Source organism: Shewanella sp. UCD-KL12, assembly GCF_001957125.1.
In the GTDB taxonomy this organism is placed as follows: Bacteria; Pseudomonadota; Gammaproteobacteria; order Enterobacterales; family Shewanellaceae; genus Shewanella.
This window is the reverse complement of sequence record NZ_MPHJ01000027.1, coordinates 1-25,682: the sequence shown is the minus strand read 5'-3', so window position 1 is coordinate 25,682 and position 25,682 is coordinate 1. Positions and strand designations below refer to the sequence as shown.

41 protein-coding genes and 1 rRNA gene are annotated in these 25,682 nt (G+C 43.9%); 7 read left to right on the top strand and 35 right to left on the bottom strand.

Features of this window, described 5'->3' with window-relative positions; translation table 11 throughout:
* From BM736_RS24120 to BM736_RS24100, 5 genes are all read right to left on the bottom strand, one after another.
* Window positions 1–291: ribosomal RNA gene (locus BM736_RS24120) — 16S ribosomal RNA — on the bottom strand; the annotation flags it as partial.
* Window positions 292–895: 604 nt separating this feature from the next.
* Window positions 896–1,471 (bottom strand): TlpA disulfide reductase family protein, encoded by a 576-nt coding sequence (locus BM736_RS24115; protein ID WP_076416815.1) that lies wholly within the window; start codon window positions 1,469–1,471, stop codon window positions 896–898.
* Complete coding sequence (gene nrfF, locus BM736_RS24110) at window positions 1,468–1,923, bottom strand: heme lyase NrfEFG subunit NrfF (RefSeq protein ID WP_076416817.1); 456 nt, start codon at window positions 1,921–1,923, stop codon at window positions 1,468–1,470. Before nrfF ends, BM736_RS24115 begins: the two co-directional genes overlap by 4 nt.
* A 20-nt stretch (window positions 1,924–1,943) precedes the next feature.
* Window positions 1,944–2,498, bottom strand: a complete 555-nt coding sequence (locus tag BM736_RS24105) for a DsbE family thiol:disulfide interchange protein (protein ID WP_076416814.1) — start codon at window positions 2,496–2,498, stop codon at window positions 1,944–1,946.
* 17 nt (window positions 2,499–2,515) lie between these two features.
* Entirely contained in the window at window positions 2,516–4,492 is a 1,977-nt protein-coding gene (locus BM736_RS24100; RefSeq protein ID WP_076416813.1) for a heme lyase CcmF/NrfE family subunit, read from the bottom strand.
* Between the two features lie 419 nt (window positions 4,493–4,911).
* Here BM736_RS24100 and ccmI point away from each other — a divergent pair, with 419 nt between their 5' ends.
* The gene (gene ccmI / locus BM736_RS24095; protein WP_076416812.1) at window positions 4,912–6,159 is read left to right on the top strand and encodes a c-type cytochrome biogenesis protein CcmI; all 1,248 of its coding nucleotides are present in this window, start codon (window positions 4,912–4,914) and stop codon (window positions 6,157–6,159) included.
* A 551-nt stretch (window positions 6,160–6,710) separates the two neighbouring features.
* On the opposite strand, the gene BM736_RS24090 is transcribed toward ccmI, so the two are convergent.
* Window positions 6,711–7,004 carry a cytochrome c5 family protein gene (locus BM736_RS24090; RefSeq protein WP_076416811.1) on the bottom strand — a complete coding sequence of 98 codons (294 nt, stop codon included), beginning with the start codon at window positions 7,002–7,004 and terminating at the stop codon, window positions 6,711–6,713.
* 378 nt (window positions 7,005–7,382) lie between these two features.
* On the opposite strand from BM736_RS24090, the gene ccmA reads away from it, so the two are divergent.
* The 6 genes from ccmA (at window position 7,383) to BM736_RS24060 (ending at window position 11,243) form a co-directional block, all read left to right on the top strand.
* Window positions 7,383–8,018, top strand: a complete 636-nt coding sequence (gene ccmA, locus BM736_RS24085; protein WP_076416816.1) for a cytochrome c biogenesis heme-transporting ATPase CcmA — start codon at window positions 7,383–7,385, stop codon at window positions 8,016–8,018.
* Window positions 8,019–8,027: 9 nt separating this feature from the next.
* Window positions 8,028–8,714: a heme exporter protein CcmB gene (ccmB, locus tag BM736_RS24080; protein WP_076416810.1), complete on the top strand. Its 687-nt coding sequence runs from the start codon at window positions 8,028–8,030 to the stop codon at window positions 8,712–8,714.
* Complete coding sequence (locus BM736_RS24075; protein WP_076416809.1) at window positions 8,715–9,461, top strand: heme ABC transporter permease; 747 nt, start codon at window positions 8,715–8,717, stop codon at window positions 9,459–9,461.
* A complete protein-coding gene (gene ccmD, locus BM736_RS24070; RefSeq protein ID WP_076416808.1) occupies window positions 9,461–9,661 on the top strand; it encodes a heme exporter protein CcmD in 201 nt (66 codons plus the stop codon). Before BM736_RS24075 ends, ccmD begins: the two co-directional genes overlap by 1 nt.
* Window positions 9,658–10,143 (top strand): cytochrome c maturation protein CcmE, encoded by a 486-nt coding sequence (gene ccmE, locus BM736_RS24065; protein ID WP_076416807.1) that lies wholly within the window; start codon window positions 9,658–9,660, stop codon window positions 10,141–10,143. Before ccmD ends, ccmE begins: the two co-directional genes overlap by 4 nt.
* A 287-nt stretch (window positions 10,144–10,430) precedes the next feature.
* A complete protein-coding gene (locus tag BM736_RS24060) occupies window positions 10,431–11,243 on the top strand; it encodes an ABC transporter substrate-binding protein (RefSeq protein ID WP_256718002.1) in 813 nt (270 codons plus the stop codon).
* Between the two features lie 50 nt (window positions 11,244–11,293).
* Here BM736_RS24060 and rplQ read toward each other — a convergent pair whose 3' ends face one another.
* From rplQ to BM736_RS23915, 29 genes are all read right to left on the bottom strand, one after another.
* Complete coding sequence (gene rplQ / locus BM736_RS24055) at window positions 11,294–11,689, bottom strand: 50S ribosomal protein L17 (protein WP_076416805.1); 396 nt, start codon at window positions 11,687–11,689, stop codon at window positions 11,294–11,296.
* A 38-nt stretch (window positions 11,690–11,727) separates the two neighbouring features.
* Complete coding sequence (gene rpoA, locus BM736_RS24050) at window positions 11,728–12,717, bottom strand: DNA-directed RNA polymerase subunit alpha (protein ID WP_076416804.1); 990 nt, start codon at window positions 12,715–12,717, stop codon at window positions 11,728–11,730.
* Window positions 12,718–12,741: 24 nt separating this feature from the next.
* Window positions 12,742–13,362 (bottom strand): 30S ribosomal protein S4, encoded by a 621-nt coding sequence (gene rpsD / locus BM736_RS24045; protein ID WP_076416803.1) that lies wholly within the window; start codon window positions 13,360–13,362, stop codon window positions 12,742–12,744.
* Between the two features lie 36 nt (window positions 13,363–13,398).
* Window positions 13,399–13,791: a 30S ribosomal protein S11 gene (rpsK, locus tag BM736_RS24040; RefSeq protein ID WP_012327241.1), complete on the bottom strand. Its 393-nt coding sequence runs from the start codon at window positions 13,789–13,791 to the stop codon at window positions 13,399–13,401.
* Between the two features lie 14 nt (window positions 13,792–13,805).
* Window positions 13,806–14,162, bottom strand: a complete 357-nt coding sequence (rpsM, locus tag BM736_RS24035) for a 30S ribosomal protein S13 (protein ID WP_076416802.1) — start codon at window positions 14,160–14,162, stop codon at window positions 13,806–13,808.
* Between the two features lie 113 nt (window positions 14,163–14,275).
* Complete coding sequence (rpmJ, locus tag BM736_RS24030; protein ID WP_006083579.1) at window positions 14,276–14,389, bottom strand: 50S ribosomal protein L36; 114 nt, start codon at window positions 14,387–14,389, stop codon at window positions 14,276–14,278.
* A gap of 23 nt (window positions 14,390–14,412) precedes the next feature.
* Window positions 14,413–15,753, bottom strand: coding sequence for a preprotein translocase subunit SecY (gene secY / locus BM736_RS24025; protein ID WP_076416801.1), 1,341 nt, complete (start codon window positions 15,751–15,753; stop codon window positions 14,413–14,415).
* A 7-nt stretch (window positions 15,754–15,760) separates the two neighbouring features.
* The gene (gene rplO / locus BM736_RS24020; protein ID WP_076416800.1) at window positions 15,761–16,195 is read right to left on the bottom strand and encodes a 50S ribosomal protein L15; all 435 of its coding nucleotides are present in this window, start codon (window positions 16,193–16,195) and stop codon (window positions 15,761–15,763) included.
* Window positions 16,196–16,197: 2 nt separating this feature from the next.
* Window positions 16,198–16,380: a 50S ribosomal protein L30 gene (rpmD, locus tag BM736_RS24015; protein WP_076416799.1), complete on the bottom strand. Its 183-nt coding sequence runs from the start codon at window positions 16,378–16,380 to the stop codon at window positions 16,198–16,200.
* Window positions 16,381–16,386: 6 nt separating this feature from the next.
* Entirely contained in the window at window positions 16,387–16,890 is a 504-nt protein-coding gene (gene rpsE, locus BM736_RS24010; RefSeq protein WP_076416798.1) for a 30S ribosomal protein S5, read from the bottom strand.
* Window positions 16,891–16,903: 13 nt separating this feature from the next.
* Complete coding sequence (gene rplR / locus BM736_RS24005) at window positions 16,904–17,254, bottom strand: 50S ribosomal protein L18 (RefSeq protein ID WP_076416797.1); 351 nt, start codon at window positions 17,252–17,254, stop codon at window positions 16,904–16,906.
* 10 nt (window positions 17,255–17,264) lie between these two features.
* Window positions 17,265–17,795 carry a 50S ribosomal protein L6 gene (rplF, locus tag BM736_RS24000; RefSeq protein ID WP_076416796.1) on the bottom strand — a complete coding sequence of 177 codons (531 nt, stop codon included), beginning with the start codon at window positions 17,793–17,795 and terminating at the stop codon, window positions 17,265–17,267.
* A gap of 10 nt (window positions 17,796–17,805) precedes the next feature.
* Window positions 17,806–18,198 (bottom strand): 30S ribosomal protein S8, encoded by a 393-nt coding sequence (gene rpsH / locus BM736_RS23995; RefSeq protein ID WP_076416795.1) that lies wholly within the window; start codon window positions 18,196–18,198, stop codon window positions 17,806–17,808.
* Between the two features lie 24 nt (window positions 18,199–18,222).
* Complete coding sequence (rpsN, locus tag BM736_RS23990) at window positions 18,223–18,528, bottom strand: 30S ribosomal protein S14 (RefSeq protein WP_076416794.1); 306 nt, start codon at window positions 18,526–18,528, stop codon at window positions 18,223–18,225.
* A 10-nt stretch (window positions 18,529–18,538) separates the two neighbouring features.
* Window positions 18,539–19,078 (bottom strand): 50S ribosomal protein L5, encoded by a 540-nt coding sequence (gene rplE, locus BM736_RS23985; protein WP_076416793.1) that lies wholly within the window; start codon window positions 19,076–19,078, stop codon window positions 18,539–18,541.
* A 12-nt stretch (window positions 19,079–19,090) separates the two neighbouring features.
* Window positions 19,091–19,405 carry a 50S ribosomal protein L24 gene (rplX, locus tag BM736_RS23980; RefSeq protein WP_076416792.1) on the bottom strand — a complete coding sequence of 105 codons (315 nt, stop codon included), beginning with the start codon at window positions 19,403–19,405 and terminating at the stop codon, window positions 19,091–19,093.
* A 12-nt stretch (window positions 19,406–19,417) separates the two neighbouring features.
* A complete protein-coding gene (rplN, locus tag BM736_RS23975; RefSeq protein ID WP_012144640.1) occupies window positions 19,418–19,786 on the bottom strand; it encodes a 50S ribosomal protein L14 in 369 nt (122 codons plus the stop codon).
* A gap of 178 nt (window positions 19,787–19,964) precedes the next feature.
* Complete coding sequence (gene rpsQ, locus BM736_RS23970) at window positions 19,965–20,213, bottom strand: 30S ribosomal protein S17 (protein WP_076416791.1); 249 nt, start codon at window positions 20,211–20,213, stop codon at window positions 19,965–19,967.
* Window positions 20,213–20,404 (bottom strand): 50S ribosomal protein L29, encoded by a 192-nt coding sequence (gene rpmC / locus BM736_RS23965; RefSeq protein ID WP_012144642.1) that lies wholly within the window; start codon window positions 20,402–20,404, stop codon window positions 20,213–20,215. The genes rpsQ and rpmC overlap by 1 nt, the downstream gene beginning before the upstream one ends.
* Window positions 20,404–20,814 carry a 50S ribosomal protein L16 gene (gene rplP, locus BM736_RS23960; protein ID WP_076416790.1) on the bottom strand — a complete coding sequence of 137 codons (411 nt, stop codon included), beginning with the start codon at window positions 20,812–20,814 and terminating at the stop codon, window positions 20,404–20,406. Before rplP ends, rpmC begins: the two co-directional genes overlap by 1 nt.
* Window positions 20,815–20,825: 11 nt before the next feature.
* Window positions 20,826–21,515 carry a 30S ribosomal protein S3 gene (gene rpsC / locus BM736_RS23955; RefSeq protein WP_076416789.1) on the bottom strand — a complete coding sequence of 230 codons (690 nt, stop codon included), beginning with the start codon at window positions 21,513–21,515 and terminating at the stop codon, window positions 20,826–20,828.
* Between the two features lie 9 nt (window positions 21,516–21,524).
* The gene (rplV, locus tag BM736_RS23950) at window positions 21,525–21,857 is read right to left on the bottom strand and encodes a 50S ribosomal protein L22 (RefSeq protein WP_076416788.1); all 333 of its coding nucleotides are present in this window, start codon (window positions 21,855–21,857) and stop codon (window positions 21,525–21,527) included.
* A gap of 15 nt (window positions 21,858–21,872) precedes the next feature.
* A complete protein-coding gene (gene rpsS / locus BM736_RS23945) occupies window positions 21,873–22,151 on the bottom strand; it encodes a 30S ribosomal protein S19 (protein WP_006083596.1) in 279 nt (92 codons plus the stop codon).
* Window positions 22,152–22,162: 11 nt separating this feature from the next.
* The gene (gene rplB, locus BM736_RS23940) at window positions 22,163–22,990 is read right to left on the bottom strand and encodes a 50S ribosomal protein L2 (protein ID WP_076416787.1); all 828 of its coding nucleotides are present in this window, start codon (window positions 22,988–22,990) and stop codon (window positions 22,163–22,165) included.
* A gap of 16 nt (window positions 22,991–23,006) precedes the next feature.
* Window positions 23,007–23,306, bottom strand: coding sequence for a 50S ribosomal protein L23 (gene rplW / locus BM736_RS23935; protein WP_076416786.1), 300 nt, complete (start codon window positions 23,304–23,306; stop codon window positions 23,007–23,009).
* On the bottom strand, window positions 23,303–23,908 hold the full coding sequence (rplD, locus tag BM736_RS23930) for a 50S ribosomal protein L4 (RefSeq protein ID WP_076416785.1): 606 nt from the start codon (window positions 23,906–23,908) through the stop codon (window positions 23,303–23,305). The genes rplW and rplD overlap by 4 nt, the downstream gene beginning before the upstream one ends.
* Before the next feature lie 16 nt (window positions 23,909–23,924).
* Entirely contained in the window at window positions 23,925–24,563 is a 639-nt protein-coding gene (rplC, locus tag BM736_RS23925) for a 50S ribosomal protein L3 (RefSeq protein ID WP_076416784.1), read from the bottom strand.
* A 15-nt stretch (window positions 24,564–24,578) separates the two neighbouring features.
* Window positions 24,579–24,890, bottom strand: coding sequence for a 30S ribosomal protein S10 (gene rpsJ, locus BM736_RS23920; RefSeq protein ID WP_005503530.1), 312 nt, complete (start codon window positions 24,888–24,890; stop codon window positions 24,579–24,581).
* Window positions 24,891–25,263: 373 nt separating this feature from the next.
* Window positions 25,264–25,682: EF-Tu/IF-2/RF-3 family GTPase (locus tag BM736_RS23915; RefSeq protein WP_372828717.1), on the bottom strand; the 419-nt coding region annotated here is incomplete at its 5' end.

Genomic DNA, 25,682 nt, shown 5'->3' with positions numbered 1-25,682 from the left:
AGCTAGGGATCGTCGCCTAGGTAAGCCATTACCTTACCTACTAGCTAATCCCACCTAGACTCATCTAATCGCGAAAGGCCCGAAGGTCCCCTCCTTTCCCCCGTAGGGCGTATGCGGTATTAGCAGTCGTTTCCAACTGTTATCCCCCACGACTAGGCAGATATCTAGGCATTACTCACCCGTCCGCCGCTCGACAGCAAAGGTGCAAGCACCTCTCTGTTTCCGCTCGACTTGCATGTGTTAGGCCTGCCGCCAGCGTTCAATCTGAGCCATGATCAAACTCTTCAATTAAAGTTTTGTTGTTCTCACCCGATTAAGGATGAAGAACGGCTCAATGAATTATACTGTTTATATAAGTGACTCGAACTAAGTTCGAATCTATGAACATTCAATCATTGAGTAAATTTTTTGATTGCTTCCTAAGAAGCAATTTCGAATAACTCAATACCTGTGAATGTCCACACAGATTTCTTGTTTCGTATTGTTAAAGAACGTGGCGCTAAGTAGCACCGCCGTTGACGCTAGGTCGCTGGCTTGAGGAGGCGTATTCTACACTTCCCGTTGTTGGCGTCAAGTGCTTTTAAAAATTTAATTTCAAACGTTTAAAACGAGGAAATTAATTAGCTTACTTGTTGCCCTGACGGGGTTTCAGCTTCTGTTTAAGAAGGCTGGTTTGCCGTGTCAGTGGGAGCGCATTATAGGGATGTCTGCCGTGATGGCAAGGACTTATTTACAGAAAGTGATGATATTCGTCCTGAGTGAGCATATATCCCCCGATACGTTTATATAAGATACAAAACCACTGGATTTATGACTATTAGTCAGAATTTCTGTTCGAATTGCAGATATAAAAAAGGGGCTTAAAGCCCCTTTTTATACAAATTAAATACGTTATCTACTGCTGGTCAATAAAGCTTTGTATTAATTCCACAGCTTTCTTATCGTCCCAATCAACAAAGGTACGAACAAAAGCAAGAAGCTCACCCTCTTTATTTAATATAAAGGTCGCAGGGATTGTATCCAGTGGGAATACCTGACCTAGCTTCTGCTTTTCATCATAATAGGAGTTAAAGTCTTCCATCCCTAGTTCTTTTAGAAAAGGTTCAACTTGCTTCTTCCCTTCAAGATCAATTGATATAGGTAGAATCTCAAACTTGCTATTATCGAACTTACTGCTTAATCGCTTGATTGCCGGCAACTCACGAACACAAGGCGGACACCAAGTCGCCCACATGTTTACCATAATCACTTTGCCACGGTACTGGCTAAAATCGACAGTTTCACCCTTAGCATTCTTGAAAGGTACAACATCGATTGGGTAAGTCTTAGGTAAGACATTAACCAGATCTATACTCGATGGCTTACCTTCTGCTTTCTTTTCCATGCCAGGATAGGCCACAGCATTTGATACAGAAAGCGATGCCCATAGAATAAATGCTGTCGCGATTACTTTAGCCAAGCTATTGATCATTTACCGTCTCGCTTGAGTAGTTTGTCCAACTCATTTTGCTCTTCAGCACTGATTTCAACTTCATCTGCAGCGGCGATGCGCTGTTTACGTATAAAGACGAAGCCAATGGCTAAAGCGATAAGTAATAACCCCAAAGGGCCTAACCATAAAACGAGAGTTTTTGGCTCCATTCTTGGCTTATAAAGTACAAAGTCACCATAACGACTCGTCATAAACTCAATGACTTCTGCATCGTTCTTTCCAGCGTCAACCATTTCATAGACTTCAAGGCGAAGATCTTGTGCAACTGGTGAGTTGGAATCGATTAAGTTCTGGTTTTGACACTGAGGGCAACGTAATGAATGTGCTAAATCAAGCGCACGCTTCTGATTATCAACCGACTTAAACTGATAAGTATCAACTGGTGTCGCGTTAACGCTTGCCGTGACTAGCGTAAGAAGTACTGCTGCCATTAAAGTAAAGATAGATTTAATCACGATGCCCCCTCTTGCTTAGCCACAGCTTGTAACTCTTTAATCATAGGTAGTAATGTTTCATTCCAAACGCGCTGATCGATAGGGCCAGCATATCTGTAACGAATAATACCATTGTGATCCACTAAGAAACTTTCTGGTGCACCATATACACCAAGATCTAAACCAAGGCGACCATCATGATCGAAGATATTCTTAGTATAAGGATCCCCCTCACGACTTAGCTCTCTGATCGCTAAGCTGCGTTCATCACGATAATTAATACCGTAAATAGGTAAGGTCTCTTGTCTAGCAAATCGCATTAAATAAGGGTGCTCATACTTACATGATGGACACCAAGTGGCCCATACATTTAAGAGAGAGACTTCCCCTTTTAAAGTTTCATTCGTAATTATCTCGCTACTATCTTCCAATCGCTCTAACTGGAAAGCCGGAATCGGCTTTCCTTCTAGGGCAGAATCCAGTTTTTGAGGGTTTAGGAAGAGTCCCTTATAAAGGAACACTCCCATTACCATCACTAGGATCAGTGGAATAAATAATACTAGCTTTTTCATACTTGCCCCAATTCAAGTTAAGCCGTAGCTAATTTTGCCTTCTCTTCATCTTTAGTTTTTTCAGTCACTTTCTTAGTGCGGTAACGCTTATCAGATGCCGCAAAGAAGCCACCAACCATCATAAAGATACTTCCGAACCATAACCAGCGAACAAATGGCTTATAGTTGAGACGTACAGCATACTCTGTGCGACTAATCGGATCACCCATTGTCACATAAAGGTCACGGAATAGACCCCAATCAATACCGGCTTCAGTCATATCCATAGTACGTACGTTGTACTGACGACGGTCAGGTCTTAAAAGAGTTACAAACTCGCCATCTTGAGTAACTTCAATTTGCCCCTGCTGTGCAGTGTAGTTAGGACCAACTACGTTAAGCGTTTCCTTGAAGTTAAATGTGTAACCAGCCAACTCTTCCGAGATGCCAGGACCCATTCGAACACTCTTTTCTATTGAGTAGTTAGACACCATAGTACCGCCAACAACTGAAACCGCGATACCTAGGTGGGCAATGATCATACCGAGCTCACTACGACCTAATCTTGCAAGGCTAATTGAGCCATCTTTACTCTTGATCAGACCGTAGCCCGCTCTCAAAGTTGTAAGTGTCACCCAAGTAGCTGTACCTATACCTAACATAACCCAAATGTTGAACTCACCACCCGCTAGGAATGGCGCTGCAACACCAACAATAGTTGCGATAACAGCAGGTACGATTAACTTAGATTTTAACTCGCCTTCCTTAGACTTCTTCCAGCGAATATTTGGTCCGACACCCATAAATACAAACAGTACGAGTACGATTGGAACAAAGACAGCGTTAAAGTATGGAGGTCCTACTGAGATCTTACCCATGTTAAGTGCATCAATAAGAAGCGGGTAAAGTGTTCCTAGTAATACGGTACCACACGCTACTGTTAGTAGAATATTACACACTAACAACATGGTCTCTCTAGAAAGTAAGTTGAAGCGTGCTGGACTCTTCATCTGACTTGCTCTGAAAGCAAATAGAGTTAAGGAGCCACCAACCGCTAAACCTAAGAGAAGCAGAATAAACATGCCTCGACTAGGATCTGCTGCAAACGAATGCACAGAGGTTAGTACACCAGAGCGTACAATGAAGGTACCCAATAAACTGAGTGAGAAAGCTGTAATAGAGAGTAAAACTGTCCAGTTGCGGAAAGCAGCACGCTTCTCAGTTACGATAACTGAATGAAGTAGAGCAGTACCGATCAACCATGGCATGAATGAAGCATTCTCTACCGGATCCCAGAACCACCAACCGCCCCAACCTAGTTCATAATACGCCCACCAAGAACCAAGCGAGATACCACCTGTTAGGAATACCCAAGCAGCTAGCGTCCAAGGACGACTCCAACGAGCCCAAGCTGAATCCAGGCTGCCACCCATCAAGGCTGCAATAGCGAATGCGAAACTAACGGCAAAGCCAACATAACCAAGGTAAAGCATAGGAGGATGGAAAATAAGACCAACATCCTGAAGCATAGGGTTAAGGTCACGTCCTTCCATAGGAATAGGGAACAGGCGTTCAAATGGGCTCGAGGTTAAGATCATAAATAGGGTAAAACCTATTATAATCATTGCTAATACTGCGAGCACCCTAGCAACAAAAACCTCTTCGATAGACTTACTAAAGTAGGCTACCGCCGCGGCCCAAGCTGACAAAGAGAAAACCCAGAACAGCAGCGATCCCTCATGGCCACCCCATACAGCCGCAATCTTAAAGAAGATCGGTAACTGTGAGTTAGAGTGATGAGCAACATACGCAATAGAGAAGTCATCAATGGCAAAACTATAACCAAGCACGATGACCGATAAAAAAATAAAGAAAAACATACCGTAGCTTAAAGGCCAGGCATATCGAACTAAATATTGGTCTTTACGAGCAACACCAATTAAAGGAACACTGGCTAATAGGAAGGCAAAAGCCAAACCTATTATCAGCGAAAGGTGTCCTAATTCTGGGATCATGGGGTTTCCTCAGTCCTGTAGATTAATTGTTTAAGCATACGCCTAATTTAATCACTCAACATCCATAAGCGAAAAGTAATTTAGCTGCTTAAGGATTAAATTTTGAGTCATTTTAGTATTTGCTATTGTATCTGTCTGCTTCTTTCGCACAAATATGGGTCATTTGTCTCATTCTTCGCTCATTTGCTGCGACTGTTACAGGTGTTAAAACTGACAGATTCTATGGTCTGACCCTTAGATGAATCTTAAGTTTCAGACATTTTAAAAAAATAGAAACGAACTGTGAACCAGCACTCAACTATCACCTTTTACCGAATTGATAACCTTATATTACTGTTCAATGAATAATCTTTCCGTATAATCCTATCCTTATCACAGCGGTGTATCCGCTTTTTTTTAACTAATGTGAAATAGAAATAATGACCACTCTCTGGATTTTTATTGCGCTTTTTGTATTAGTCAGCCTAGTGCTGATTTGGTTTCCTCATTTCCGTCAGCAGAAGATGCTACAAACGGAAGAAGCTGGAGTTCGTAAAGAAACGAACCTAGAACTATTTAACACTCGCCTCGCTTTTCTTGAAAAAGAGCTAGATGAGGAACTGCTTGACCAAGTAGAATTTGACGCACTTAAGAAAGAACTTGAAGTCAGCCTGCTACAAGACATGAAGCAGGGTGAAGATGAATCACTTGTTAATAAGATTAAGCCTAAAGGTCTACTCTGGCCCGTTGCTATGTCAGTGGTTATTCTCGGTCTTTCCGGTTACTTCTACGGCACGTTAGGTGCTTACGCTAAACTTGATCAACCTGAACCTGCCAGCCCCCATGCTGGGATGGATGCCGATCAAATAATGCAGCAACGCCTACAAATGATGGAAGCACAAGCTAAAGCTGAACCTGAGAATAGTCAGCTGCTATTTAGTCTTGGCCACATGTATATTTCGGCAAGCCAATACAATGATGCGATTAAAGCATTCGATCAGGCTATTGAGTTAGTTGGTACGCATGCAGAGCTTCTAGGTCCTAAAGCAACGGCCATGTATTACAGAGCCAATCAGCAGATGACACCAGCAATTACTGCTATCGTTGAGCAAGCTTTAGCACTTGATCCTGAAGACCCGTCAACTCTATTGCTAGTTGGTATGGATGCTTTCTTCACCGCAAACTATCAAACAGCAATCGATGCTTGGCAAACAATTCTCGATAGTGAGCGTAAAGATGTAGACCGTAGCGCCATCATCAATGCTATTGATAGTGCCAAAATGAGAATGGGAGCTGAGACTGGTGAAATGCCAAATGACGCTGCTCATGCAAATGTTGAAGCTGTCGCTAAAACCGTAAATGTTGAAGTCTCTGTTTCAGATGAGCTACTTAAGCAAGTTGGTAGCACTGATATGCTATTTATCTTTGCCCGCAACACTGAAGGTCCTAAAGTACCTTTAGCTGCCGTTAAAGTGTCAGCTAAGTCTCTACCAACCACTATTACTTTAGACGATACAACCTCTATGGGTGGTGATGTTAAACTCAGTGGTGCTAAAAATGTTGAGATTATTGCAGTGCTTTCTAAACATGGTACTGTGAAGCCTCAGTCTGGCGACCTACAGGGCAGATTAGCATCAGTTAAAGTTGGTGATACCGCGCAACTCATCATCGATACACAGGTTAACTAATTTAACAATAAAGTTAACCCGTATTGAGGCCAGCATTTGCTGGCCTTTTTTATTACAAATAATCAATTGCATTAGTCCAATATAAGACCTGCACTATGTGCTAAAACTTACCGCAATAGAAAGCAACCTATTCACATCGCCTACATAGTACCTTCATAGAATAAGAGTTTTACTCAAGTCGCACTGAACTAAGCATTGTATGACTCCCATTGGAATTAACCAATTTCATTAGGCACCAGACTAGCCTATTGGGTGCTAGAACACTGTAAGCCAGTTAGATACTACACCTACTGTCTTATAACCGCTCAACCTACTACTTGGTCCTATATTTAACATTCAACCTCCATAAGAAGAGGAGGTTTATATATTGAATGAAATAGCCTAGCGTCGAAGATTAAACCCCTCAAACTTAGCTTAAGGTATTTTCTCCCGGACTATATGGCGAGCGAACATTATTAATCTCTATACGTTTAAATTAAACAAATTAGAGACATAAAAAAACCGGCTAAAAGCCGGTTTATTTATGTCTCTAAGTGAGACTCAAACAAAGATTACTTAGACATGAACTCGATTGCCTTTTTGTAATCATCATCTGAACAATCTGTACACATACCGCCTGGAGGCATAGCGCCTTTACCAGTTTTAACTGTAGACACCAAAGCGTCTAGGCCTTGTGCGATGCGAGGTTCCCAAGCAGCTGCATCATGTGCTTTTGGAGCGCCTGCAACACCCATACTGTGACATACTTGACATGCCTTAGTGTATACAGCTTCACCATCTTGAGCAGATACGCTTGCAGACAAAGTCAAAGCAGCGACTGCAGTCATAGCTAACAGTTTTTTCATGTTCGATGTTCCTAATGCAAATTCTAACAAAGCTCAATGCCGTCTTTACTCTGTTGATAAAAGTAGACAGACTAATTTTATAGCTACTCTAGGATACATCAAACTTCATTAAATCTCACCTTTTTGTGATTTCAGTCAAAGCTTGCAGAATATAAGCACAATTGAGATGCTAAATTCGATATTATATTAGCAATTGTTAAAAGAGCTTTTGAGAAAAACTAAAAAGTTCCAACTAATTTGTTAAAAGCTTTCAAATATTGGAAGCACATCAAATTGCTGACACATAGAATCAAGCATTACTAAACGCTTAAAAAGGATTGTGTTAAGATCCCTTGTGTTTATTAATGGCTTGATATAGAGGACTCAGTGGTAGAAGAAATGACAAAGACCCTAATCTCAGCCAATGATCTGACCTGCATACGTGAAGAGCGTATTTTGTTCGACGAGCTTAGCTTTGAGATCACTGCCGGTGAGATCGTTCAGATTGAAGGCCCAAATGGTTCAGGAAAAACCAGTTTACTACGCATTCTTGCAGGCCTATCTCGCCCCTATGCTGGTGATGTACATTATAAAAATGAAGATATAAACCGCTGTAGAGACGAATATAATGATGATCTTCTTTATTTAGGACACCTTGCAGGTGTTAAGAGCGAGTTAACTGCAGAAGAGAATCTTAACTTCAATTTAAGGATTAGTGGTTATGATGACTTTGATACCCGTGACATCCTTTCAAAAGTTAATTTAGCAGGCTTTGAAGAAGCATTAGCGGGTCACCTGTCTGCCGGCCAACATAGACGCACGGCTCTAGCACGTCTATGGAATACCAACTGTAAAATCTGGCTGTTAGATGAACCCTTTACAGCGATTGATAAAAAGGGCGTTGAGGAGTTAGAGCAACTGTTTCTTGCTCACTCAAAGCGCGGTGGTTGCGTAATTTTAACCACACACCAGGATATGGGGATTATCGGTGACGATATCCTTCGTAAGATTAGCCTTGAATATCGCTTTGTATAAGGTCATAAAATGAAAAAAGGCATCAGTTTTAGACAGGCGTTTTTTACACTATTAAAGCGTGACCTACAGATAGCGATTCGTCATAAAGGCGATATATTCAACCCGCTCCTGTTTTTTATATTAGTGGTTACTCTTTTCCCATTAGCAATTGGACCAGAACCAAAAATACTTTCAAGAGTTGCCCCTGGAATTATCTGGGTAGCCGCTTTGCTGGCATCAATGCTGTCATTAGAAAGATTATTTAAGGCAGATTATAACGACGGCAGCTTAGAACAGATGCTTTTAAGCCCTCAGCCGCTACCACTTATGGTCTTGGCTAAAGTGTTAGCTCACTGGTTACTCACTGGAGTTCCGCTAATATTAGTTGCACCACTACTGGCTGTACTCCTACACCTTGAGTCGAATAGCTACGGTGCACTTATGGCGACATTAGCACTAGGTACACCTGTATTAAGCCTTTTAGGCGCCATAGGGGTAGCTTTGACAGTTGGATTACATAAAGGAGGAGTATTACTAAGCTTGCTAATACTGCCGCTTTATATCCCGGTATTAATTTTTGCTACGACGGCCATTGATGCTGCCGGACTAAATCTACCTTATGATGGTCACCTCGCAATTATTGCTGCGATGCTGGTCGGTTCATTAACGTTAGCACCATTTGCAATTGGTGCATCTTTAAGAGTGAGTACTAACTAAATGTGGAAATGGTTACATAGTTACGCAGATCCAGAGCGAGCGTATAATCTTTCTGGAAAACTTCTTCCATGGTTTTCTGTACTGGCACTTTCCCTCATCGGCATAGGCTCGATCTGGGGTTTAGTGTTCGCACCGACAGATTACCAACAAGGGGATAGTTACCGAATAATCTTTATTCATGTTCCAGCCGCATCGATGTCAATGGCGGCATATATGGGGATGGCAACATCTGCATTTATTGGTCTTGTATGGCAAATAAAATCCGCAGACTGGGCAGCCGCTGCGATAGCTCCTATCGGTGCAGTGATAACCTTTATCGCACTTATAACTGGCGCGACATGGGGTAAACCTATGTGGGGAACGTGGTGGGTATGGGATGCACGATTAACAGCAGAGTTAGTCTTACTGTTCCTCTATTTAGGTGTAATTGCTTTGTATGCATCATTTGAAGATAAAGTTTTGGCAGCTCGAGCAGCAGGTATCCTAGCAATAGTTGGTGTCATTAACATTCCAATTATTAAGTATTCAGTTGAATGGTGGAGCTCATTACATCAGCCATCGACAATTAAAATCACTGAAAAATCGGCAATGCCGACAGAGATGCTATATCCTCTCTTAATAAATATCTTAGGGTTCGGCATGATGATTGGTGCTATAACACTAGTAAGATTTAGAGCAGAAATTTTAGCTCGCAATAGTATGCGTCCTTGGGTGCGCACCTTAGCAAAGAGCCAGGGAGTTAAATAATGCAATTTGATTCGTTAAGTGAATTTTTCAATATGGGTGGCTATGGCTTTTATGTCTGGCTTGCCTATGGTGTTACGTTTGGTTCATTAGCTCTATTGGTGATCCAAAGCATGGGACAGAAGCGTAAAGTTCTTACTGAAATAGCAAAAAAGATTCAGCGAGAAGACCGCCTTAAAGAGAACCGGAGTAATAAACAGTGAACGTGAGACGTAAAAAAAGATTAGCTTTAGCAGTAGCTTTAATCGGTGGTGTAGCCGCAATAGCCTCACTCCTACTGTACGCATTGAATTCAAACTTGAATCTCTTCTATACCCCGACAGAGATTGTTCATGGTAAGAAGGATACAGGTGTAATGCCAGAAGTAGGACAACGTATCCGCGTAGGTGGTATGGTGACGATAGGCTCTATGGTTCGCGATCCAAACAGCTTACATGTTGAGTTTGCCGTCCATGATGCAGCCGGCGGAGAGATCATAGTAACTTATGATGATCTTCTTCCAGATCTTTTCCGTGAAGGACAAGGTATCGTAGCACAAGGTGTCTTGATTGAAGGTGGCAAACTTGAAGCCACTGAAGTTCTAGCAAAGCATGATGAAAACTATATGCCACCTGAAGTTGCAGAAGCTATGGGTCAAAGCCATGAAAAGCTTGATTATAACGAAGGTCAGAAAACGAGTTATTAATCGCTAACAATTTAAAAGGCCTCATTTGAGGCCTTTTTTGTGCCTGAAGCTCCCCTACTGAGCTATTTAAGCTATAACTAAGTAAAGACATTAGCGGATTAAATTAAATGCGCTGCACGCCTCTCCAGCTTCTCCTGCTACTTCTTGCCTGTATATGCACACCATACACTCATGCTGCCTCTATCCTTATCATAGAGAGTTACCACAAGGAGTACCCTTGGACAGATCACTGCAATAAAGGAATAAGGTCAGCGATAGGTAATAAACACAAAATCCAGCAGTTCTATATGGATACGAAAAGATTACCCGCAACAGCATTTGACGATGCTGCAACACGAGCTTGGAACACATATCTAACACTTAAACCCGACTTAGTAATATTGGCCGATGATAATGCGATAAGCCGTTTAAGTGAGAGGCTAGGAAAGACAAACATTCCAGTCATATTTTTGGGTATGAACGCTAATCCTAGGCGCTATGGCATACATAAACTAGCAAACTTTACTGGCGTTCTAGAAAGACCCTTATTTAAACGTTCCCTATTATTTGTAGACCAGCTCCTTAAAGACTTACCTAAAAGAAAAATACTTGTACTGTTTGATAGCAGCCATACATCAGTAGCGACGATCGAACACATTAACCGATCGAAGTTATCTATGACAATTGGAAGGTCACACGTTGAATTCAAGTTAATCACAAATATCGTTGAGTGGAAATCATTGATCAAAGCATCTAAAGCTAAAGGATTTGATGCTATTTTTATTGGCCTCCACCATACAATTGTTGATGAAAATACAGATTATGTATCGCCAGCCCAAATAATGCAGTGGACTAAACTAAACTCCCCTTTACCACATTTTGGCTTCTGGGACTTTTCAATAGGAAGTAACGGCAACGTAGGCGGATATGTTCTAGACGGATTCTTACATGGCCAGCTTGCGGGAAAATTAGCAATGAAAGTCCTCTCCGGTACACCAGTGAGTAAGATTCCTTACCTGCACGATAAGAAAGGACAGTACATGTTTAGCTTAAGTGGTGTGGAAAGATGGAAGCTGCACATACCAGAAAAAGTTAGACAACAAGTGATTTGGACAAATTAGACATATAAAAAAGCCGGGCATCTGCCCGGCTTTTTACAATGAACCCTTATTTACTCAGCGTCTTCAGCTTCAACAGCTTCAGCAGCTTCAGGGCGACCTACTAGTTCGATAAATGCCATAGGCGCTTTATCACCAGTACGTAGACCGCACTTAAGGATACGGGTGTAACCACCAGGACGTTCCTGATAGCGTGGACCCAATTCATTAAATAACTTACCTACGACTTCAGCGTCGCGAGTACGAGCAAATGCCAAACGGCGATTTGCAACGCTATCACTCTTAGCAAGTGTTATTAGAGGTTCAACTACGCGACGCAGTTCTTTCGCTTTAGCTACAGTAGTCTTGATCACTTCGTGACGGACTAAAGAGCTTGCCATGTTACGGAACATAGCTTGACGATGACTGCTGTTACGGTTTAGTTGACGACCACTCTTACGATGGCGCATGACCTAATCCTTATTACCTTATCTGTACAAAAACTGGTTTATAGGTCGTCTACAAGACTGGCTGGAGGCCAGTTTTCTAAACGCATACCTAGCGACAGTCCGCGAGAAGCCAAAACATCCTTAATTTCAGTAAGAGATTTCTTACCTAGGTTAGGTGTCTTAAGCAGCTCAACTTCAGTGCGCTGTACCAGATCTCCGATATAGTGAATCGCTTCAGCCTTCAAACAGTTAGCTGAACGTACAGTTAGCTCTAAATCGTCCACAGGACGCAGCAAAATCGGATCGAATTCTGGCTTCTCTTCTTTCTGCTCTGGCTCGGTAACATCACGAAGCTCAACGAACGCATCTAGCTGTTCAGCTAAGATGGTTGCAGAACGACGGATAGCTTCCTCAGGATCGATAGTACCGTTTGTGGTCATATCAATTACGAGTTTATCCAAGTCAGTACGCTGTTCAACACGTGCAGCTTCTACATTGTAGGCTATACGAGCGACAGGTGAGAAAGAAGCATCAACCAACAAGCGACCAATAGGGCGATCATCGTCTTCGGTTTGTGCACGGGCAGAAGCCGGTACATAACCGCGACCACGCTCTACGCGGATACGCATGCTGACATCATTGTTACCTGTTAAATGACAGATAACATGGTCAGGATTCATGATTGTAACATCACCATCATGGGTAATGTCTGCTGCAGTAACAGGGCCTGCGCCTGACTTACTTAAAGTAAGCATAGCTTCGTCTTTCCCTTCAACAACCACTGCTAAACCTTTAAGGTTTAGAAGGATCTCAAGGATATCCTCTTGCACGCCTTCCTTGCTACTGTATTCATGCAGTACACCATCAATCTCTACTTCGGTTACCGCGCAGCCTGGCATAGACGACAATAGGATACGACGCAACGCGTTACCTAAAGTGTGACCGAAACCACGTTCTAGCGGCTCAAGTGTAACTTTGGCACGTGTTGGATTAACCTGCTCGATATCAACGAGACGCGGTCTAAGAAATTCTGTAACAGAACCCTGCATTGTGTCCTCTCTTTTGTGTTAACTTTACTTAGAGTAAAGTTCGACGATAAGCTGTTCGTTAATTTCCGCAGATAAATCACTACGCTCTGGTAGACGCTTGAAAGCACCTTCCATCTTAGTGTTATCAACTTCAACCCATGTTGGCTTTTCGCGTTGAGAAGCAACTTCTAAAGCAGCAATAATACGCGCTTGCTTCTTAGACTTCTCACGAATGCTAATTACATCATTCGCAGACACTTTGAATGATGGAATGTTAACAACGCTACCATTAACCAAAATAGACTTATGGCTAACTAACTGACGAGATTCAGCGCGAGTAGCACCAAAACCCATACGGTATACAACGTTATCAAGACGGGTTTCTAAAAGAGTAAGTAGGTTTTCACCAGTATTACCTTTTTGACGTGCAGCGTCTTTGTAGTAGTTACGGAACTGCTTTTCTAGCACACCATAAGTACGACGAACTTTTTGTTTCTCGCGTAGCTGAACACCATACTCAGACAGACGGGTCTTACGAGCGCCGTGTTGTCCAGGTGCAGTTTCAAGCTTACACTTCGAATCGATTGCTCTCACGCCGCTTTTTAGGAAAAGGTCTGTACCTTCTCTGCGGCTGAGCTTGAGCTTTGGACCCAAGTATCTTGCCATGTTCTTTCTCCAACTATCCTATTTAAAAACGACGAGTTATACGCGACGTTTCTTAGGAGGACGACAACCATTATGAGGGATAGGCGTCACATCGGTAATATTGGTTATCTTGTAACCAACCGAGTTCAGTGCACGAATCGCAGATTCGCGTCCTGGGCCAGGACCCTTTACAAAAACTTCAAGGTTCTTAACACCGTAATCCTGAGCAGCAACACCTGCACGCTCAGCAGCAACCTGTGCAGCGAAAGGGGTAGATTTACGTGAACCACGGAAACCTGAACCACCTGAAGTTGCCCAAGATAGTGCATTACCTTGACGATCAGTAATGGTAATAATTGTGTTGTTGAAAGACGCATGGATATGCGCCATACCATCAGCAACCTGTTTACGTACACGCTTACGCGGAGAACGTGACGGACTTTTAGCCATATTGGATTACCCCGTTACTTTCTAATTGGTTTACGTGGACCTTTACGCGTACGCGCATTGGTCTTAGTACGTTGCCCACGAAGAGGCAGGCTACGACGGTGACGAATTCCACGGTAACAACCAAGGTCCATAAGACGTTTGATGTTCATGGAAACTTCACGACGCAAATCACCTTCTACAGTGTATTCAGCAACTGCTTCGCGTAGTGTATCAATTTGAGCTTCGCTCAATTCCTTGATCTTAGCGTCTTCAGCAACAGAAGTAGACGCGCAGATTGCTCTTGCGCGAGTACGGCCGATGCCGAAAATACCGGTCAATGCAATGACGGTATGCTTATGATCAGGAATGTTAATGCCAGCGATACGGGCCACTATGCACTCCTTAAATAGTTAATGGTCATCTGTGAAAAGCCCGGTAGGATACTCGACAGACGACGGTTTTGCAAATAATATTTGATCAGCCCGAACAGGGCTGACCAATTTTTTTAGCCTTGACGCTGTTTGTGTTTAGGTTCAACACAAATCACGCGTACAACGCCACTACGTTTTACGATCTTGCAATTACGGCAGATCTTCTTCACGGAAGCTCGAACTTTCATTTCATCACTCCGAGAAAACTATCTTAGCGGCCAAAGCGATCTAAGTTCGCTTTGTTAACTAGATTAGCTTTCTTCATTACAGACTCATACTGATGAGACATCATGTGGGTCTGAACTTGAGCCATGAAGTCCATGATTACGACTACCATAATAAGTAGTGAAGTACCGCCAAAATAGAACTGTACTTTCCACGTAATTAACATGAACTCCGGAATTAAACAGATAAAGGTAATATATAACGCACCTGCTAATGTCAGGCGGGTCATTACTTTATCAATGTAACGCGAAGTCTGTTCTCCAGGACGGATCCCGGGAATAAACGCACCACTCTTCTTCAAGTTATCAGCTGTCTCACGTGGGTTAAACACCAACGCAGTATAGAAGAAACAGAAGAAAATGATCGCTGTTGCATACAATAATGAGTAGAGCGGTTGTCCTGGTGACACGGCAAGTGAAAAATCACTTAACCATGATAAAGACTCATTTTGACCAAACCACTGAGCCAGTGTGCCTGGGAACAAAATGATGCTCGACGCAAAAATTGGCGGGATCACACCTGCCATATTAACCTTAAGCGGTAAATGCGTGCTTTGCGCTGCGAAAACCTTACGGCCCTGCTGACGCTTAGCGTAGTTAACAACGATACGTCGTTGACCACGTTCTACAAATACAACGAAATAGGTTACAGCAAATACAATCACTGCAATCAACAATAGTACTAGTACGTTCAAGTCACCTTGACGCGCCTGTTCAGCCGTTTGGCCGATAGCAGATGGTAGACCAGCAACAATACCCGCGAAAATTAATATCGAGATACCATTACCTATGCCTCGTTCGGTTATCTGCTCACCTAGCCACATAAGGAACATAGTTCCTGTTACTAGACTCACAACTGCAACGAAGTAGAAGCTAAATCCAAGGTTTACTACTAAACCTGGGACTAAGTTCGGAAGACCCGTTGCGATACCGATCGCCTGGAATGTACCCAGGACCAATGTGCCGTATCGTGTATATTGACTGATTTTCTTACGTCCAGATTCGCCTTCCTTTTTCAGTTCGGCTAATGCTGGATGCACAACAGTCAACAACTGCATGATAATCGATGCCGAAATATACGGCATGATACCTAATGCAAAGATAGAAGCACGTTCAAGGGCACCACCAGAGAACATGTTAAACATGCCTAAGATAGTACCCTTTTGCTGATTGAACAGCTCTGCTAATACAGCAGCGTCAATACCAGGAATTGGTACAAACGAACCGGCTCTAAAGACGATAATCGCACCAATCACGAACAGGAGGCGAGTCTTCAGTTCAGAAAATCCACCTTTCGCGCTTTTTAAATCAAGTCCTGGTTTTGCCATCGACGTATTATTCCTCGATCTTTCCGCCGGCAGCTTCAATAGCTGCACGTGCACCTTTGGTTACCTTCAGACCTTTTACGGTCACTGGGCGCTCAATGGTACCTGAAAGAACGATTTTAGCAAACTGTATGTTGCGAGTAACAAGATTCGCATCTTTCAGTGCATTCAAGTCGACAACATCACCGTTAACTTTAGCCAGCTCGCTAATGCGAACTTCTGCTGATACCAACGCTTTACGCGAGGTAAAACCAAACTTAGGTAGACGAATCTTAAGTGGCATTTGACCACCCTCGAAACCGACGCGAACGCCGCCGCCTGAACGAGACTTCTGACCCTTGTGACCGCGGCCACAAGTTTTACCAGTGCCTGAACCGATACCGCGACCTACACGCTTAGCTGCTGACTTAGCGCCAGCTGCTGGAGATAGAGTATTTAAACGCATTATTAATCCTCCACCTTAACCATGTAGTAAACCTTGTTAACCATACCGCGAGTAGAAGGAGTATCTTCAACTTCAACAGTGTGGTTAATTCGGCGCAGACCAAGACCTAGTAAAGTTGCACGGTGCTTTGGTAAGCGGCCGATTGAACTTTTAGTCTGAGTTACTTTAAATGTTTTAGTAGCCATGGTGTATTAACCTCGAATTTCATCAACATTCAGGCCACGCTTAGCTGCAATTTGTGATGGTGACTTCATGTGCACCAACGCATCTACAGTTGCGCGAACGATGTTGATCGGGTTAGTAGAACCGTATGCTTTCGACAGTACGTTATGAACGCCTGCTACTTCCAATACGGCACGCATTGCACCACCGGCGATAATACCGGTACCTTCAGAGGCTGGTTGCATGTAAACACGCGAACCAGTGTGACGGCCCTTTACAGGGTGGTGTAGAGTACCATTGATCAGTTCTACAGAAACAATGTTACGGCGAGCCTTTTCCATTGCTTTCTGAATTGCTGCTGGTACTTCACGCGCTTTACCATAGCCAAAACCGACTTTACCGTTACCATCACCCACTACTGTTAGTGCAGTGAAGCTAAAGATACGTCCGCCTTTAACTACTTTAGAAACACGATTAACTGCAACTAACTTCTCTTGCAGGTCATCTTTTTGCTGAGCTTCGAATTTAGCCATTTTTCATCATTCCTTAGAACTTGAGGCCAGCTTCACGAGCGGCGTCTGCTAGAGCAGCGACACGTCCGTGATACTTGAAACCGGAACGATCGAATGCAACTACAGTCACGCCTTTCTCGATAGCACGCTCTGCAACAGTTTTACCTACTGCTTTAGCGGCATCTACATTGCCTGTGTACTTAAGTTGCTCTGATACCGCTTTCTCAGCAGTTGAAGCTGCCGCCAAAACCTGTGACTCAGGACTAATTACCTGAGCATAGGTGTGACGTGGTGTACGATGTACAACCAGACGATTAACGCCCAGCTCTTGGATCTTCTTACGGGCGCGAGTTGCGCGGCGTAAGCGAGATGTTTTCTTATCCATATCGCGTTACCTACTTCTTCTTAGCCTCTTTACGACGTACTTGCTCGTCAGAATAACGAACACCTTTACCTTTATAAGGCTCTGGTGGACGGTATCCGCGAATCTCAGCTGCTACTTGACCAACTAACTGCTTATCTGCACCCGAAAGTACGATCTCAGTTTGTGATGGACATACAGCTGTTACGCCGTCTGGGAGTTCATGTACTAGTGGGTGAGAGAAACCTAGAGTCAAATCAACGCCTTTACCAGCGATTTTCGCACGGTAACCGACACCAATTAGAGTTAGTTTTTTCTCAAAACCAGCTGATACACCAACAACCATATTGTTGATTAAAGCTCGAGCTGTACCTGCTTGAGCGTTAGTTTTAACGCCTTCAACAGAACTACACTTGATTTCGTTGTCTTCAACAACAACAGAAACTTCAGAGTTGATTACTCGAGTCAAACTACCTTTAGTACCTTTTACGGTGATAGTTTGTTCGTTTAAAGTCACTTCTACGCCTGCAGGAATAGCGACTGGTGCTTTTGCGACACGAGACATTGCTAGCTCCTTATGCTACGTAGCAGATAACTTCCCCGCCCATGCCATTTTGGCGGGCAGTACGATCAGTCATCAAACCTTTAGAAGTGGACACAATTGCGACACCCAGTCCGCCCATAACCTTTGGAAGTTCGTCTTTACCTTTGTAAATACGAAGACCAGGTCGGCTTACGCGCTGGATAGTCTCAACAACTGGCTGGCCTTGGAAATACTTAAGAGTGATTTCTAGGACAGGTTTGGTTTCATCTGCTACGGCGTAGTCAGTGATATAACCTTCTTCTTTAAGCGTTTGCGCGATGGCAACTTTTAGCTTAGCAGAAGGCATAGATACTGATACTTTGTTAGCAGCTTGGCCATTACGAATACGTGTTAACATATCCGCTATAGGATCTTGCATGCTCATATTAGCTTACTCCGTGACAAGTGCTTACCAGCTGGCCTTGCGTAGACCAGGAACTTCACCGCGCATAGTAGCTTCACGCAATTTAATACGGCTAAGGCCGAATTTGCGTAAGTAACCATGTGGGCGACCAGTTTGACTACAACGATTACGCTGACGCGATGCGCTAGAGTCACGAGGTAGAGCTTGTAACTTAAGAACTGCATCCCAACGATCATCTTCAGATGTCTCTGGGCTGCTAATGGTAGCCTTAAGAGCAAGACGCTTTTCAGCGAACTTAGCCACGAGCTTGGCACGTTTTGCTTCACGTGCTTTCATTGAACTTTTTGCCATTACGCTACCCTTATTTCTTGAATGGGAAGTTAAAGGCTTCAAGCAGAGCTCGGCCTTCTTCGTCATTCTTCGCAGAAGTAGTGATTACAATATCCATTCCGCGGATCTTATCGATTTTATCGTATTCGATCTCAGGAAAGATAATTTGCTCACGTACACCCATTGCGTAGTTACCACGGCCATCGAACGACTTAGCGCTCATACCACGGAAATCACGAATACGCGGGATTGCGATATCAACTAAACGCTCTAAGAATTCCCACATACGCTCACCGCGCAGTGTAACCTTACAGCCTATCGGGTAGCCATCACGGATTTTAAAACCAGCCACTGACTTACGAGCTACAGTCACTACTGGCTTTTGACCAGCGATAGCAGTCATGTCACGAAGCGCATGCTCCATAACTTTCTTATCTGCTACTGCTTCGCCAACACCCATGTTTAGGGTGATTTTCTCAATCCGAGGGACTTGCATGACACTGGTAAAACCGAACTTTTTAGAAAGTTCTGCAATAACAGTCTCTTGATATTTATCATGCAGTTTCGCCATCGTTTACTCCAATTACTTAACGAGTTCACTGTTAGACTTAAAGAAACGAACTTTCTTACCGTCTTCTAGTCGGAAACCTATGCGATCAGCTTTGCCAGTGGCAGAGTTGAAAATCGCTACGTTTGATGCTTGTATCGGTGCTTCTTGCTCAATAATACCGCCAGCTACGCCCAATTGTGGGTTTGGCTTCTGGTGTTTCTTAACAAGATTAATGCCTTCAACAATTAATTTACCAGTTGGAAGAACCTGAGAAACTTTTGCACGTTTCCCTTTATCTTTACCTGCTAGTACTATTACTTCGTCTTCGCGACGGATTTTAGCTGCCATTTTGAAGCTCCTTTACAGTACTTCTGGTGCCAGAGAAACAATTTTCATAAATTGTTCGTTACGCAATTCACGCGTCACTGGGCCAAAGATACGAGTACCAATCGGTGCATTGTTTGCGTTAAGCAAAACTGCTGCGTTCCGATCGAAGCGAATGACAGAACCGTCTGGACGACGAACGCCTTTCTTAGTACGAACTACAACCGCGCTATAAACATCACCTTTCTTCGCTTTACCGCGAGGAATAGCTTCTTTAACAGAAACCTTAATGATGTCGCCGATACCGGCATAACGACGGTGAGATCCACCTAAGACCTTAATACACTGAACTCTACGAGCGCCACTGTTGCAGGCAACATCTAGAGTAGATTGCATTTGGATCATTGTAAATGCTCCGCTAACGTTACTTCACATCCCTAATTGGGACTACTATTTCGCCAATATTTGACTATAATTTTGTCAAAAATGGCGCGCAAGTATAACACCCGTTTTTGGGAATAGATAGTATTAAAATAAAAACGGCTCCTCTAAAGGAGCCGCTTCGCTAAAAACCTAATTTAACTTAGGCCTTTGTCACTACTTCAACCAGTGTCCAAGACTTAGTCTTAGATAGCGGACGGCATTCGCGAATAGTCACGACATCGCCAGCATTACACTGATTTGTTTCGTCATGTGCATGGATCTTAGTAGTGCGCTTAAGGTACTTCCCGTATAAAGGATGCTTAACCTTACGCTCAATAGCTACAGTGATAGACTTGTCCATCTTGTTGCTAAGTACACGACCCTGCAAAGTACGGATTTTATCAGACATTACGCACCCGCCTTAGAAGTAATAATGGTCTTAACGCGCGCAATGTTGCGACGCACGATTTTCAGCTGATGAGTCTGAGTCAACTGACCAGTTGCGTGTTGCATGCGCAGATTAAACTGCTCACGCAGCAGACCAAGCAGTTCAGCGTTCAGTTCTTCAACGCTCTTTTCTGTTAGTTCGCTCGCTTTCATTACATCACCGACTTAGTTACGAAGGTAGTCTTTAGAGGTAGCTTGGCAGCAGCAAGGGCGAAAGCTTCACGAGCTAACTCCTCTGATACACCATCCATCTCATAAAGAACCTTACCTGGTTGAATCTGGCAAACCCAGTATTCAACGTTACCCTTACCTTTACCCATACGCACTTCAAGAGGCTTAGAGGTAATTGGCTTGTCAGGGAAAACGCGGATCCAGATTTGACCTTGACGCTTAATGTGACGTGTCATAGCACGACGCGCAGCTTCGATTTGACGAGCAGTAAGACGACCACGTCCTACAGCTTTCAAACCGAAATCACCGAAGCTAACTTCAGTGCCGTTCGCTAGACCACGGTTGCGGCCCTTGAACATTTTGCGAAACTTAGTTCGTTTTGGTTGCAGCATTGCCAGCTCTCCTATTTACCGCGAGGCTTACGCTTCGGCTGCTGTTTCGGCTCTTCGTGTGCAGGAACGATACCGTCTAGAACTTCACCTTTGAAGACCCAAACTTTAACGCCGATCACACCGTATTGGGTGTGACTTTCTGCAGTAGAATAGTCGATATCAGCACGCAGTGTATGTAGAGGTACACGACCTTCACGATACCACTCAGAACGCGCAATCTCAGCTCCGCCTAGACGGCCGCTAACTTCAACTTTGATACCTTTAGCACCAAGACGCATTGCATTTTGAACTGCGCGCTTCATAGCACGACGGAACATAACACGACGCTCTAGCTGCGAAGCGATGCCATCGGCAACAAGCTTAGCATCTAGCTCAGGCTTACGGATCTCAGCGATGTTAATTTGAGCTGGAATACCAGTTAGCTTAGCAACTGCGTTGCGTAGCTTCTCAACGTCTTCACCTTTCTTACCAATCACAACACCTGGACGGGCTGTGTGGATAGTAACGCGAACACTCTTAGCTGGACGCTCGATAACAATCTTAGAAACTGATGCTTGCTTAAGTTTCTTTTCAAGAAACTTACGCACTTCCCAGTCACTGCTCAAGTTATTGGCATAGTCTGACTTATCAGCGTACCAGGTCGAGATCCAAGGCTTAGTGATACCCAGACGGATACCATTAGGATGTACTTTCTGTCCCATTGCTAACTCCTAGTGATCTGACACAACCACAGTAATGTGGCTGGTGCGCTTGATTATACGATCAGCACGGCCTTTGGCACGTGGCATGATACGCTTCATTGTTGGACCTTCATCGATCATTATCGCTCCAACTCTTAACTCGTCAATGTCAGCACCTTCATTGTGCTCAGCATTAGCGATTGCAGAGTCCAGTACTTTTTTAACAAGTACTGCAGCTTTCTTAGGGCTGAAAGTTAGAATTTCGAGAGCCTTAGCAACAGGCAGTCCACGGATTTGATCTGCAACCAAACGACACTTTTGAGGCGACGTACGGGCAAAACGATGTTTAGCTAAAACTTCCATCTTATGTCTCCCGTATTAACGCTTCTTCGCTTTCTTATCTGCAGCATGGCCGCGATAAGTGCGAGTTGGTGAAAATTCACCAAGCTTGTGGCCGATCATTTCGTCAGTTACGAACACAGGTACGTGCTGACGACCATTATGGACAGCGATGGTCAACCCAATCATATTAGGGATGATCATAGAGCGACGAGACCAAGTCTTAATAGGCTTCTTGTCTCCCGCTTCCATCGCTTTCTCTACCTTCTTCAGCAAGTGCAGGTCAATGAATGGACCTTTCTTGAGAGAACGTGGCATGGCGAATCCTCTTACTTTTTATTGCGACGACGTACAATGTACTTGTCGGTGCGTTTGTTACTACGAGTCTTATAACCCTTAGTTGGGACACCCGTTGGTGATACTGGATGACGGCCACCCGAAGTACGGCCTTCACCACCACCATGTGGATGGTCTACTGGGTTCATTGCAACACCACGAACTGTTGGGCGTACGCCTCTCCAGCGCTTAGCACCTGCTTTACCTAACTGGCGTAGCATATGCTCGGCATTACCAACTTCACCCAATGTCGCGCGACAATCTACTGGTACTTTACGCATTTCGCCAGAGCGAAGACGTAGAGTAGCGTATTCGCCATCACGAGCTACAACTTGTACATAAGTACCTGCTGAACGAGCGATCTGAGCGCCTTTACCAGGCTTCATCTCAACTGCGTGAACAACGCTACCTACTGGAATGTTGCGTAATGGTAGAGTGTTACCACTCTTGATTTCTGCATCGATACCAGACTGGATTTTATCTCCAGCTTGCATGCCTTTAGCTGCAAGAATGTAACGACGCTCACCATCTGCATACAAAACAAGTGCGATGTTAGCTGTGCGGTTTGGATCATATTCCAAACGCTCAACCTTTGCAGGGATACCGTCTTTGTTGCGCTTAAAGTCAACAATACGGTAATGCTGCTTGTGTCCACCACCTACGTGACGAACAGTGATACGACCAGTATTATTACGGCCACCACTTTTTGACTTCTTAGCCAACAAGCCAGCAAAAGGTTTGCCTTTATGCAGGTCTTTGTTCACCACTTTAACTAAGTGGCGACGACCAGCAGAGGTAGGCTTACACTTAATAACTGCCATGATAATTCTCCTTTGCTTACTCAGCGCCGACGAAATCGATGTCTGCACCTTCAGCTAGAGTAACGTAGGCTTTTTTCCAATCTACACGACGACCCATACGGGCACCGGTACGCTTGGTCTTACCTTTGTTAACTAGAGTGCGAACTGAATCAACTTCAACTTCGAACAACTTAGCGACTGCAGCTTTAATTTCAGCTTTAGTAGCGTCTATAGCTACACGGAAAACTACCGTGTTGTTATTTTCTGCACAAACAGTACTCTTTTCAGAGATATGTGGTGCAAGAATAACTTTTAGCAAACGTTCTTCGCTTATCATCCCAGCATCTCCTCGATTTGCTTAACAGCATCGGCAGTTACTAGTACTTTGTTGAACGCGATAAGGCTAACTGGATCAATACCAGCAACATCACGAACGTCAACTTTGTACAAGTTGCGAGCAGCCAAGAACAAGTTCTCGTCAATTTCTGGAGTAACAATCAACACGTCTTCCAGGTTCATTTCAGCCAGTTTAGCTTTAAGCTCTTTAGTTTTAGGAGCTTCAACACCAAACGACTCAACCACGATTAGACGGTCTTGACGTACCAACTCAGAGAAAATGCTTTTCAGCGCTCCGCGGTACATCTTCTTGTTAACTTTTTGGCTGTGATCTTGTGCTTTAGCAGCGAATGTTACGCCACCGCCACGCCAGATTGGGCCTTTAACAGTACCAGCACGCGCGCGGCCAGTACCTTTTTGGCGCCATGGCTTTTTGCCAGAGCCAATAACTTCCGCACGAGTCTTTTGAGCACGAGTGCCCTGACGTGCGTTTGCAGCGTAAGCTACAACTACCTGATGAACCAGTGCTTCATTAAAGTCACGGCCGAAGGTAGTTTCGGAAACTTCCAGAGCACTTTGTGCGTCTTTCAATACCAATTCCATTACTATCTCCTCAGACCTAAGCTTTAACGGCAGGCTTGATGATCAGGTTGCCATTAGTAGCACCCGGAACAGCACCCTTAACCAATAGCAAGTTACGCTCAGCATCTACACGTACAACGTCTAGATTCTGCGTAGTAACACGCTCTGCACCCATATGGCCAGACATTTTCTTACCTTTGAAAACGCGACCTGGTGTTTGGTTTTGACCGATAGAACCGTTGGATCTATGTGCCAGTGAGTTACCGTGTGTCATATCTTGTGCATGGAAGTTCCAACGCTTAATACCGCCTTGGAAACCTTTACCTTTAGATTGACCAGTAACATCAACTTTCGCTATGTCAGCGAAGATATCAACATTAAGCTCAGCACCTACTTCAATGCCTTCGCCTTCGTCATCTGCTAAACGCACTTCCCATAAACCACGACCGGCTTCTACGCCAGCCTTAGCAAAGTGACCTGCTTCTGGCTTAGTGATGCGATTAGCTTTTTTGTTACCAGTAGTAACTTGAAGAGCACGGTAACCGTCAGTTTCTAAGGTTTTCACCTGAGTAACGCGGTTAGATGTGATTTCAATTACTGTAACTGGGAGAGAAACGCCATCTTCACCGAAGATGCGAGTCATACCCACTTTACGACCGATAAGACCGATAGCCATCTCGAAAACCTCTTATTAACCCAAGCTAATCTGAACGTCAACACCAGCAGCAAGATCTAGACGCATAAGAGCATCTACAGTCTTTTCAGTTGGCTCAACGATGTCAACTAGACGTTTGTGAGTACGAAGTTCGTACTGATCACGCGCATCTTTATTAACGTGTGGAGAAGTCAAAATGGTATAACGTTCTTTACGCGTTGGTAGTGGAATTGGACCACGAACCTGTGCGCCTGTACGCTTAGCAGTTTCAACGATTTCCGCAGTAGACTGATCGATCAAACGATGATCAAATCCTTTTAAGCGGATACGGATTCTTTGGTTCTGCATTGACCAGAGCTCCTAAAATGGACACATAAAAAATCACCCTCTTGCACTTCCAATTCGGAACGCAGAGCGAGATGATTTAACCGTTCGACTCACAATCGGAGTCGCTGTTTTTTTGAGTTAGACCTATTGTCTAACTAATTTAATTCGCCTAATGGTTAAGGCGAAGGGGTATTATACTGATTTATTCACTCAGATCAACCCCAGTGATTGAATAATCATCTATTAGATGAAAACCATCAAGTGGAGCGCATTATACAAAGTTTTAGTGCTAATTCCAGCAGTTTTTTATAACGGCTCTCAGCTAATAAATTATAGGCAATAAAAAAGGAAGCCGAAGCTTCCTTTTCTTTAGTGTTTGTAAGAAGAGTCGCTATTAAGCAACAATCTCAGCTACAACACCAGCACCTACAGTACGACCACCTTCACGGATTGCGAAGCGTAAACCTTCGTCCATCGCGATTGGGCAGATTAGTGTTACTGTCATAGCAACGTTATCACCAGGCATTACCATCTCTACGCCTTCTGGAAGCTCGATAGTACCGGTTACGTCAGTTGTACGGAAGTAGAACTGTGGACGGTAGCCTTTGAAGAATGGAGTATGACGTCCACCTTCTTCTTTAGACAGAACGTAGATTTCTGACTTGAAAGTAGTGTGTGGAGTGATTGAACCAGGAGCAGCAAGAACCTGACCACGCTCAACATCTTCACGCTTAGTACCACGTAGAAGAACACCACAGTTCTCGCCAGCACGACCTTCGTCAAGAAGCTTACGGAACATTTCAACACCAGTAC

Excerpts from the sequence above, each read along its gene's own strand:
- rpsE (WP_076416798.1), bottom strand. The coding sequence starts at position 16,890 with ATGGCTAAATTCGAAGCTCAGCAAAAAGATGACCTGCAAGAGAAGTTA.
- ccmB (WP_076416810.1), top strand. The coding sequence starts at position 8,028 with ATGAAAAAAGGCATCAGTTTTAGACAGGCGTTTTTTACACTATTAAAG.
- rpmD (WP_076416799.1), bottom strand. The coding sequence starts at position 16,380 with ATGGCTACTAAAACATTTAAAGTAACTCAGACTAAAAGTTCAATCGGC.
- secY (WP_076416801.1), bottom strand. The coding sequence starts at position 15,753 with ATGGCAAAACCAGGACTTGATTTAAAAAGCGCGAAAGGTGGATTTTCT.
- rpsH (WP_076416795.1), bottom strand. The coding sequence starts at position 18,198 with ATGAGCATGCAAGATCCTATAGCGGATATGTTAACACGTATTCGTAAT.
- rpsJ (WP_005503530.1), bottom strand. The coding sequence starts at position 24,890 with ATGCAGAACCAAAGAATCCGTATCCGCTTAAAAGGATTTGATCATCGT.
- rpmC (WP_012144642.1), bottom strand. The coding sequence starts at position 20,404 with ATGAAAGCGAGCGAACTAACAGAAAAGAGCGTTGAAGAACTGAACGCT.
- rpmJ (WP_006083579.1), bottom strand. The coding sequence starts at position 14,389 with ATGAAAGTTCGAGCTTCCGTGAAGAAGATCTGCCGTAATTGCAAGATC.
- BM736_RS24105 (WP_076416814.1), bottom strand. The coding sequence starts at position 2,498 with ATGAAAAAGCTAGTATTATTTATTCCACTGATCCTAGTGATGGTAATG.
- rpsQ (WP_076416791.1), bottom strand. The coding sequence starts at position 20,213 with ATGTCTGATAAAATCCGTACTTTGCAGGGTCGTGTACTTAGCAACAAG.
- rplO (WP_076416800.1), bottom strand. The coding sequence starts at position 16,195 with ATGCGTTTAAATACTCTATCTCCAGCAGCTGGCGCTAAGTCAGCAGCT.
- ccmI (WP_076416812.1), top strand. The coding sequence starts at position 4,912 with ATGACCACTCTCTGGATTTTTATTGCGCTTTTTGTATTAGTCAGCCTA.
- rplN (WP_012144640.1), bottom strand. The coding sequence starts at position 19,786 with ATGATCCAAATGCAATCTACTCTAGATGTTGCCTGCAACAGTGGCGCT.
- BM736_RS24100 (WP_076416813.1), bottom strand. The coding sequence starts at position 4,492 with ATGATCCCAGAATTAGGACACCTTTCGCTGATAATAGGTTTGGCTTTT.
- rpsD (WP_076416803.1), bottom strand. The coding sequence starts at position 13,362 with ATGGCAAGATACTTGGGTCCAAAGCTCAAGCTCAGCCGCAGAGAAGGT.
- rplF (WP_076416796.1), bottom strand. The coding sequence starts at position 17,795 with ATGTCTCGTGTCGCAAAAGCACCAGTCGCTATTCCTGCAGGCGTAGAA.
- rpsK (WP_012327241.1), bottom strand. The coding sequence starts at position 13,791 with ATGGCTAAAAGTCCGTCACGTTCTCCGCGTAAGCGTGTACGTAAACAG.
- rplX (WP_076416792.1), bottom strand. The coding sequence starts at position 19,405 with ATGGCAGCTAAAATCCGTCGCGAAGACGAAGTAATAGTACTAGCAGGT.
- rplR (WP_076416797.1), bottom strand. The coding sequence starts at position 17,254 with ATGGATAAGAAAACATCTCGCTTACGCCGCGCAACTCGCGCCCGTAAG.
- rplC (WP_076416784.1), bottom strand. The coding sequence starts at position 24,563 with ATGGCTATCGGTCTTATCGGTCGTAAAGTGGGTATGACTCGCATCTTC.
- rpsC (WP_076416789.1), bottom strand. The coding sequence starts at position 21,515 with ATGGGACAGAAAGTACATCCTAATGGTATCCGTCTGGGTATCACTAAG.
- rplW (WP_076416786.1), bottom strand. The coding sequence starts at position 23,306 with ATGATAAGCGAAGAACGTTTGCTAAAAGTTATTCTTGCACCACATATC.
- rplD (WP_076416785.1), bottom strand. The coding sequence starts at position 23,908 with ATGGAATTGGTATTGAAAGACGCACAAAGTGCTCTGGAAGTTTCCGAA.
- rpoA (WP_076416804.1), bottom strand. The coding sequence starts at position 12,717 with ATGCAGGGTTCTGTTACAGAATTTCTTAGACCGCGTCTCGTTGATATC.
- rplB (WP_076416787.1), bottom strand. The coding sequence starts at position 22,990 with ATGGCAGTTATTAAGTGTAAGCCTACCTCTGCTGGTCGTCGCCACTTA.
- BM736_RS24090 (WP_076416811.1), bottom strand. The coding sequence starts at position 7,004 with ATGAAAAAACTGTTAGCTATGACTGCAGTCGCTGCTTTGACTTTGTCT.
- BM736_RS24115 (WP_076416815.1), bottom strand. The coding sequence starts at position 1,471 with ATGATCAATAGCTTGGCTAAAGTAATCGCGACAGCATTTATTCTATGG.
- rplQ (WP_076416805.1), bottom strand. The coding sequence starts at position 11,689 with ATGCGCCATCGTAAGAGTGGTCGTCAACTAAACCGTAACAGCAGTCAT.
- rpsN (WP_076416794.1), bottom strand. The coding sequence starts at position 18,528 with ATGGCAAAAAGTTCAATGAAAGCACGTGAAGCAAAACGTGCCAAGCTC.
- BM736_RS24060 (WP_256718002.1), top strand. The coding sequence starts at position 10,431 with ATGGATACGAAAAGATTACCCGCAACAGCATTTGACGATGCTGCAACA.
- rplV (WP_076416788.1), bottom strand. The coding sequence starts at position 21,857 with ATGGAAGTTTTAGCTAAACATCGTTTTGCCCGTACGTCGCCTCAAAAG.
- ccmD (WP_076416808.1), top strand. The coding sequence starts at position 9,461 with ATGCAATTTGATTCGTTAAGTGAATTTTTCAATATGGGTGGCTATGGC.
- ccmA (WP_076416816.1), top strand. The coding sequence starts at position 7,383 with ATGACAAAGACCCTAATCTCAGCCAATGATCTGACCTGCATACGTGAA.
- BM736_RS24075 (WP_076416809.1), top strand. The coding sequence starts at position 8,715 with ATGTGGAAATGGTTACATAGTTACGCAGATCCAGAGCGAGCGTATAAT.
- nrfF (WP_076416817.1), bottom strand. The coding sequence starts at position 1,923 with ATGGCAGCAGTACTTCTTACGCTAGTCACGGCAAGCGTTAACGCGACA.
- rplP (WP_076416790.1), bottom strand. The coding sequence starts at position 20,814 with ATGCTGCAACCAAAACGAACTAAGTTTCGCAAAATGTTCAAGGGCCGC.
- rplE (WP_076416793.1), bottom strand. The coding sequence starts at position 19,078 with ATGGCGAAACTGCATGATAAATATCAAGAGACTGTTATTGCAGAACTT.
- rpsS (WP_006083596.1), bottom strand. The coding sequence starts at position 22,151 with ATGCCACGTTCTCTCAAGAAAGGTCCATTCATTGACCTGCACTTGCTG.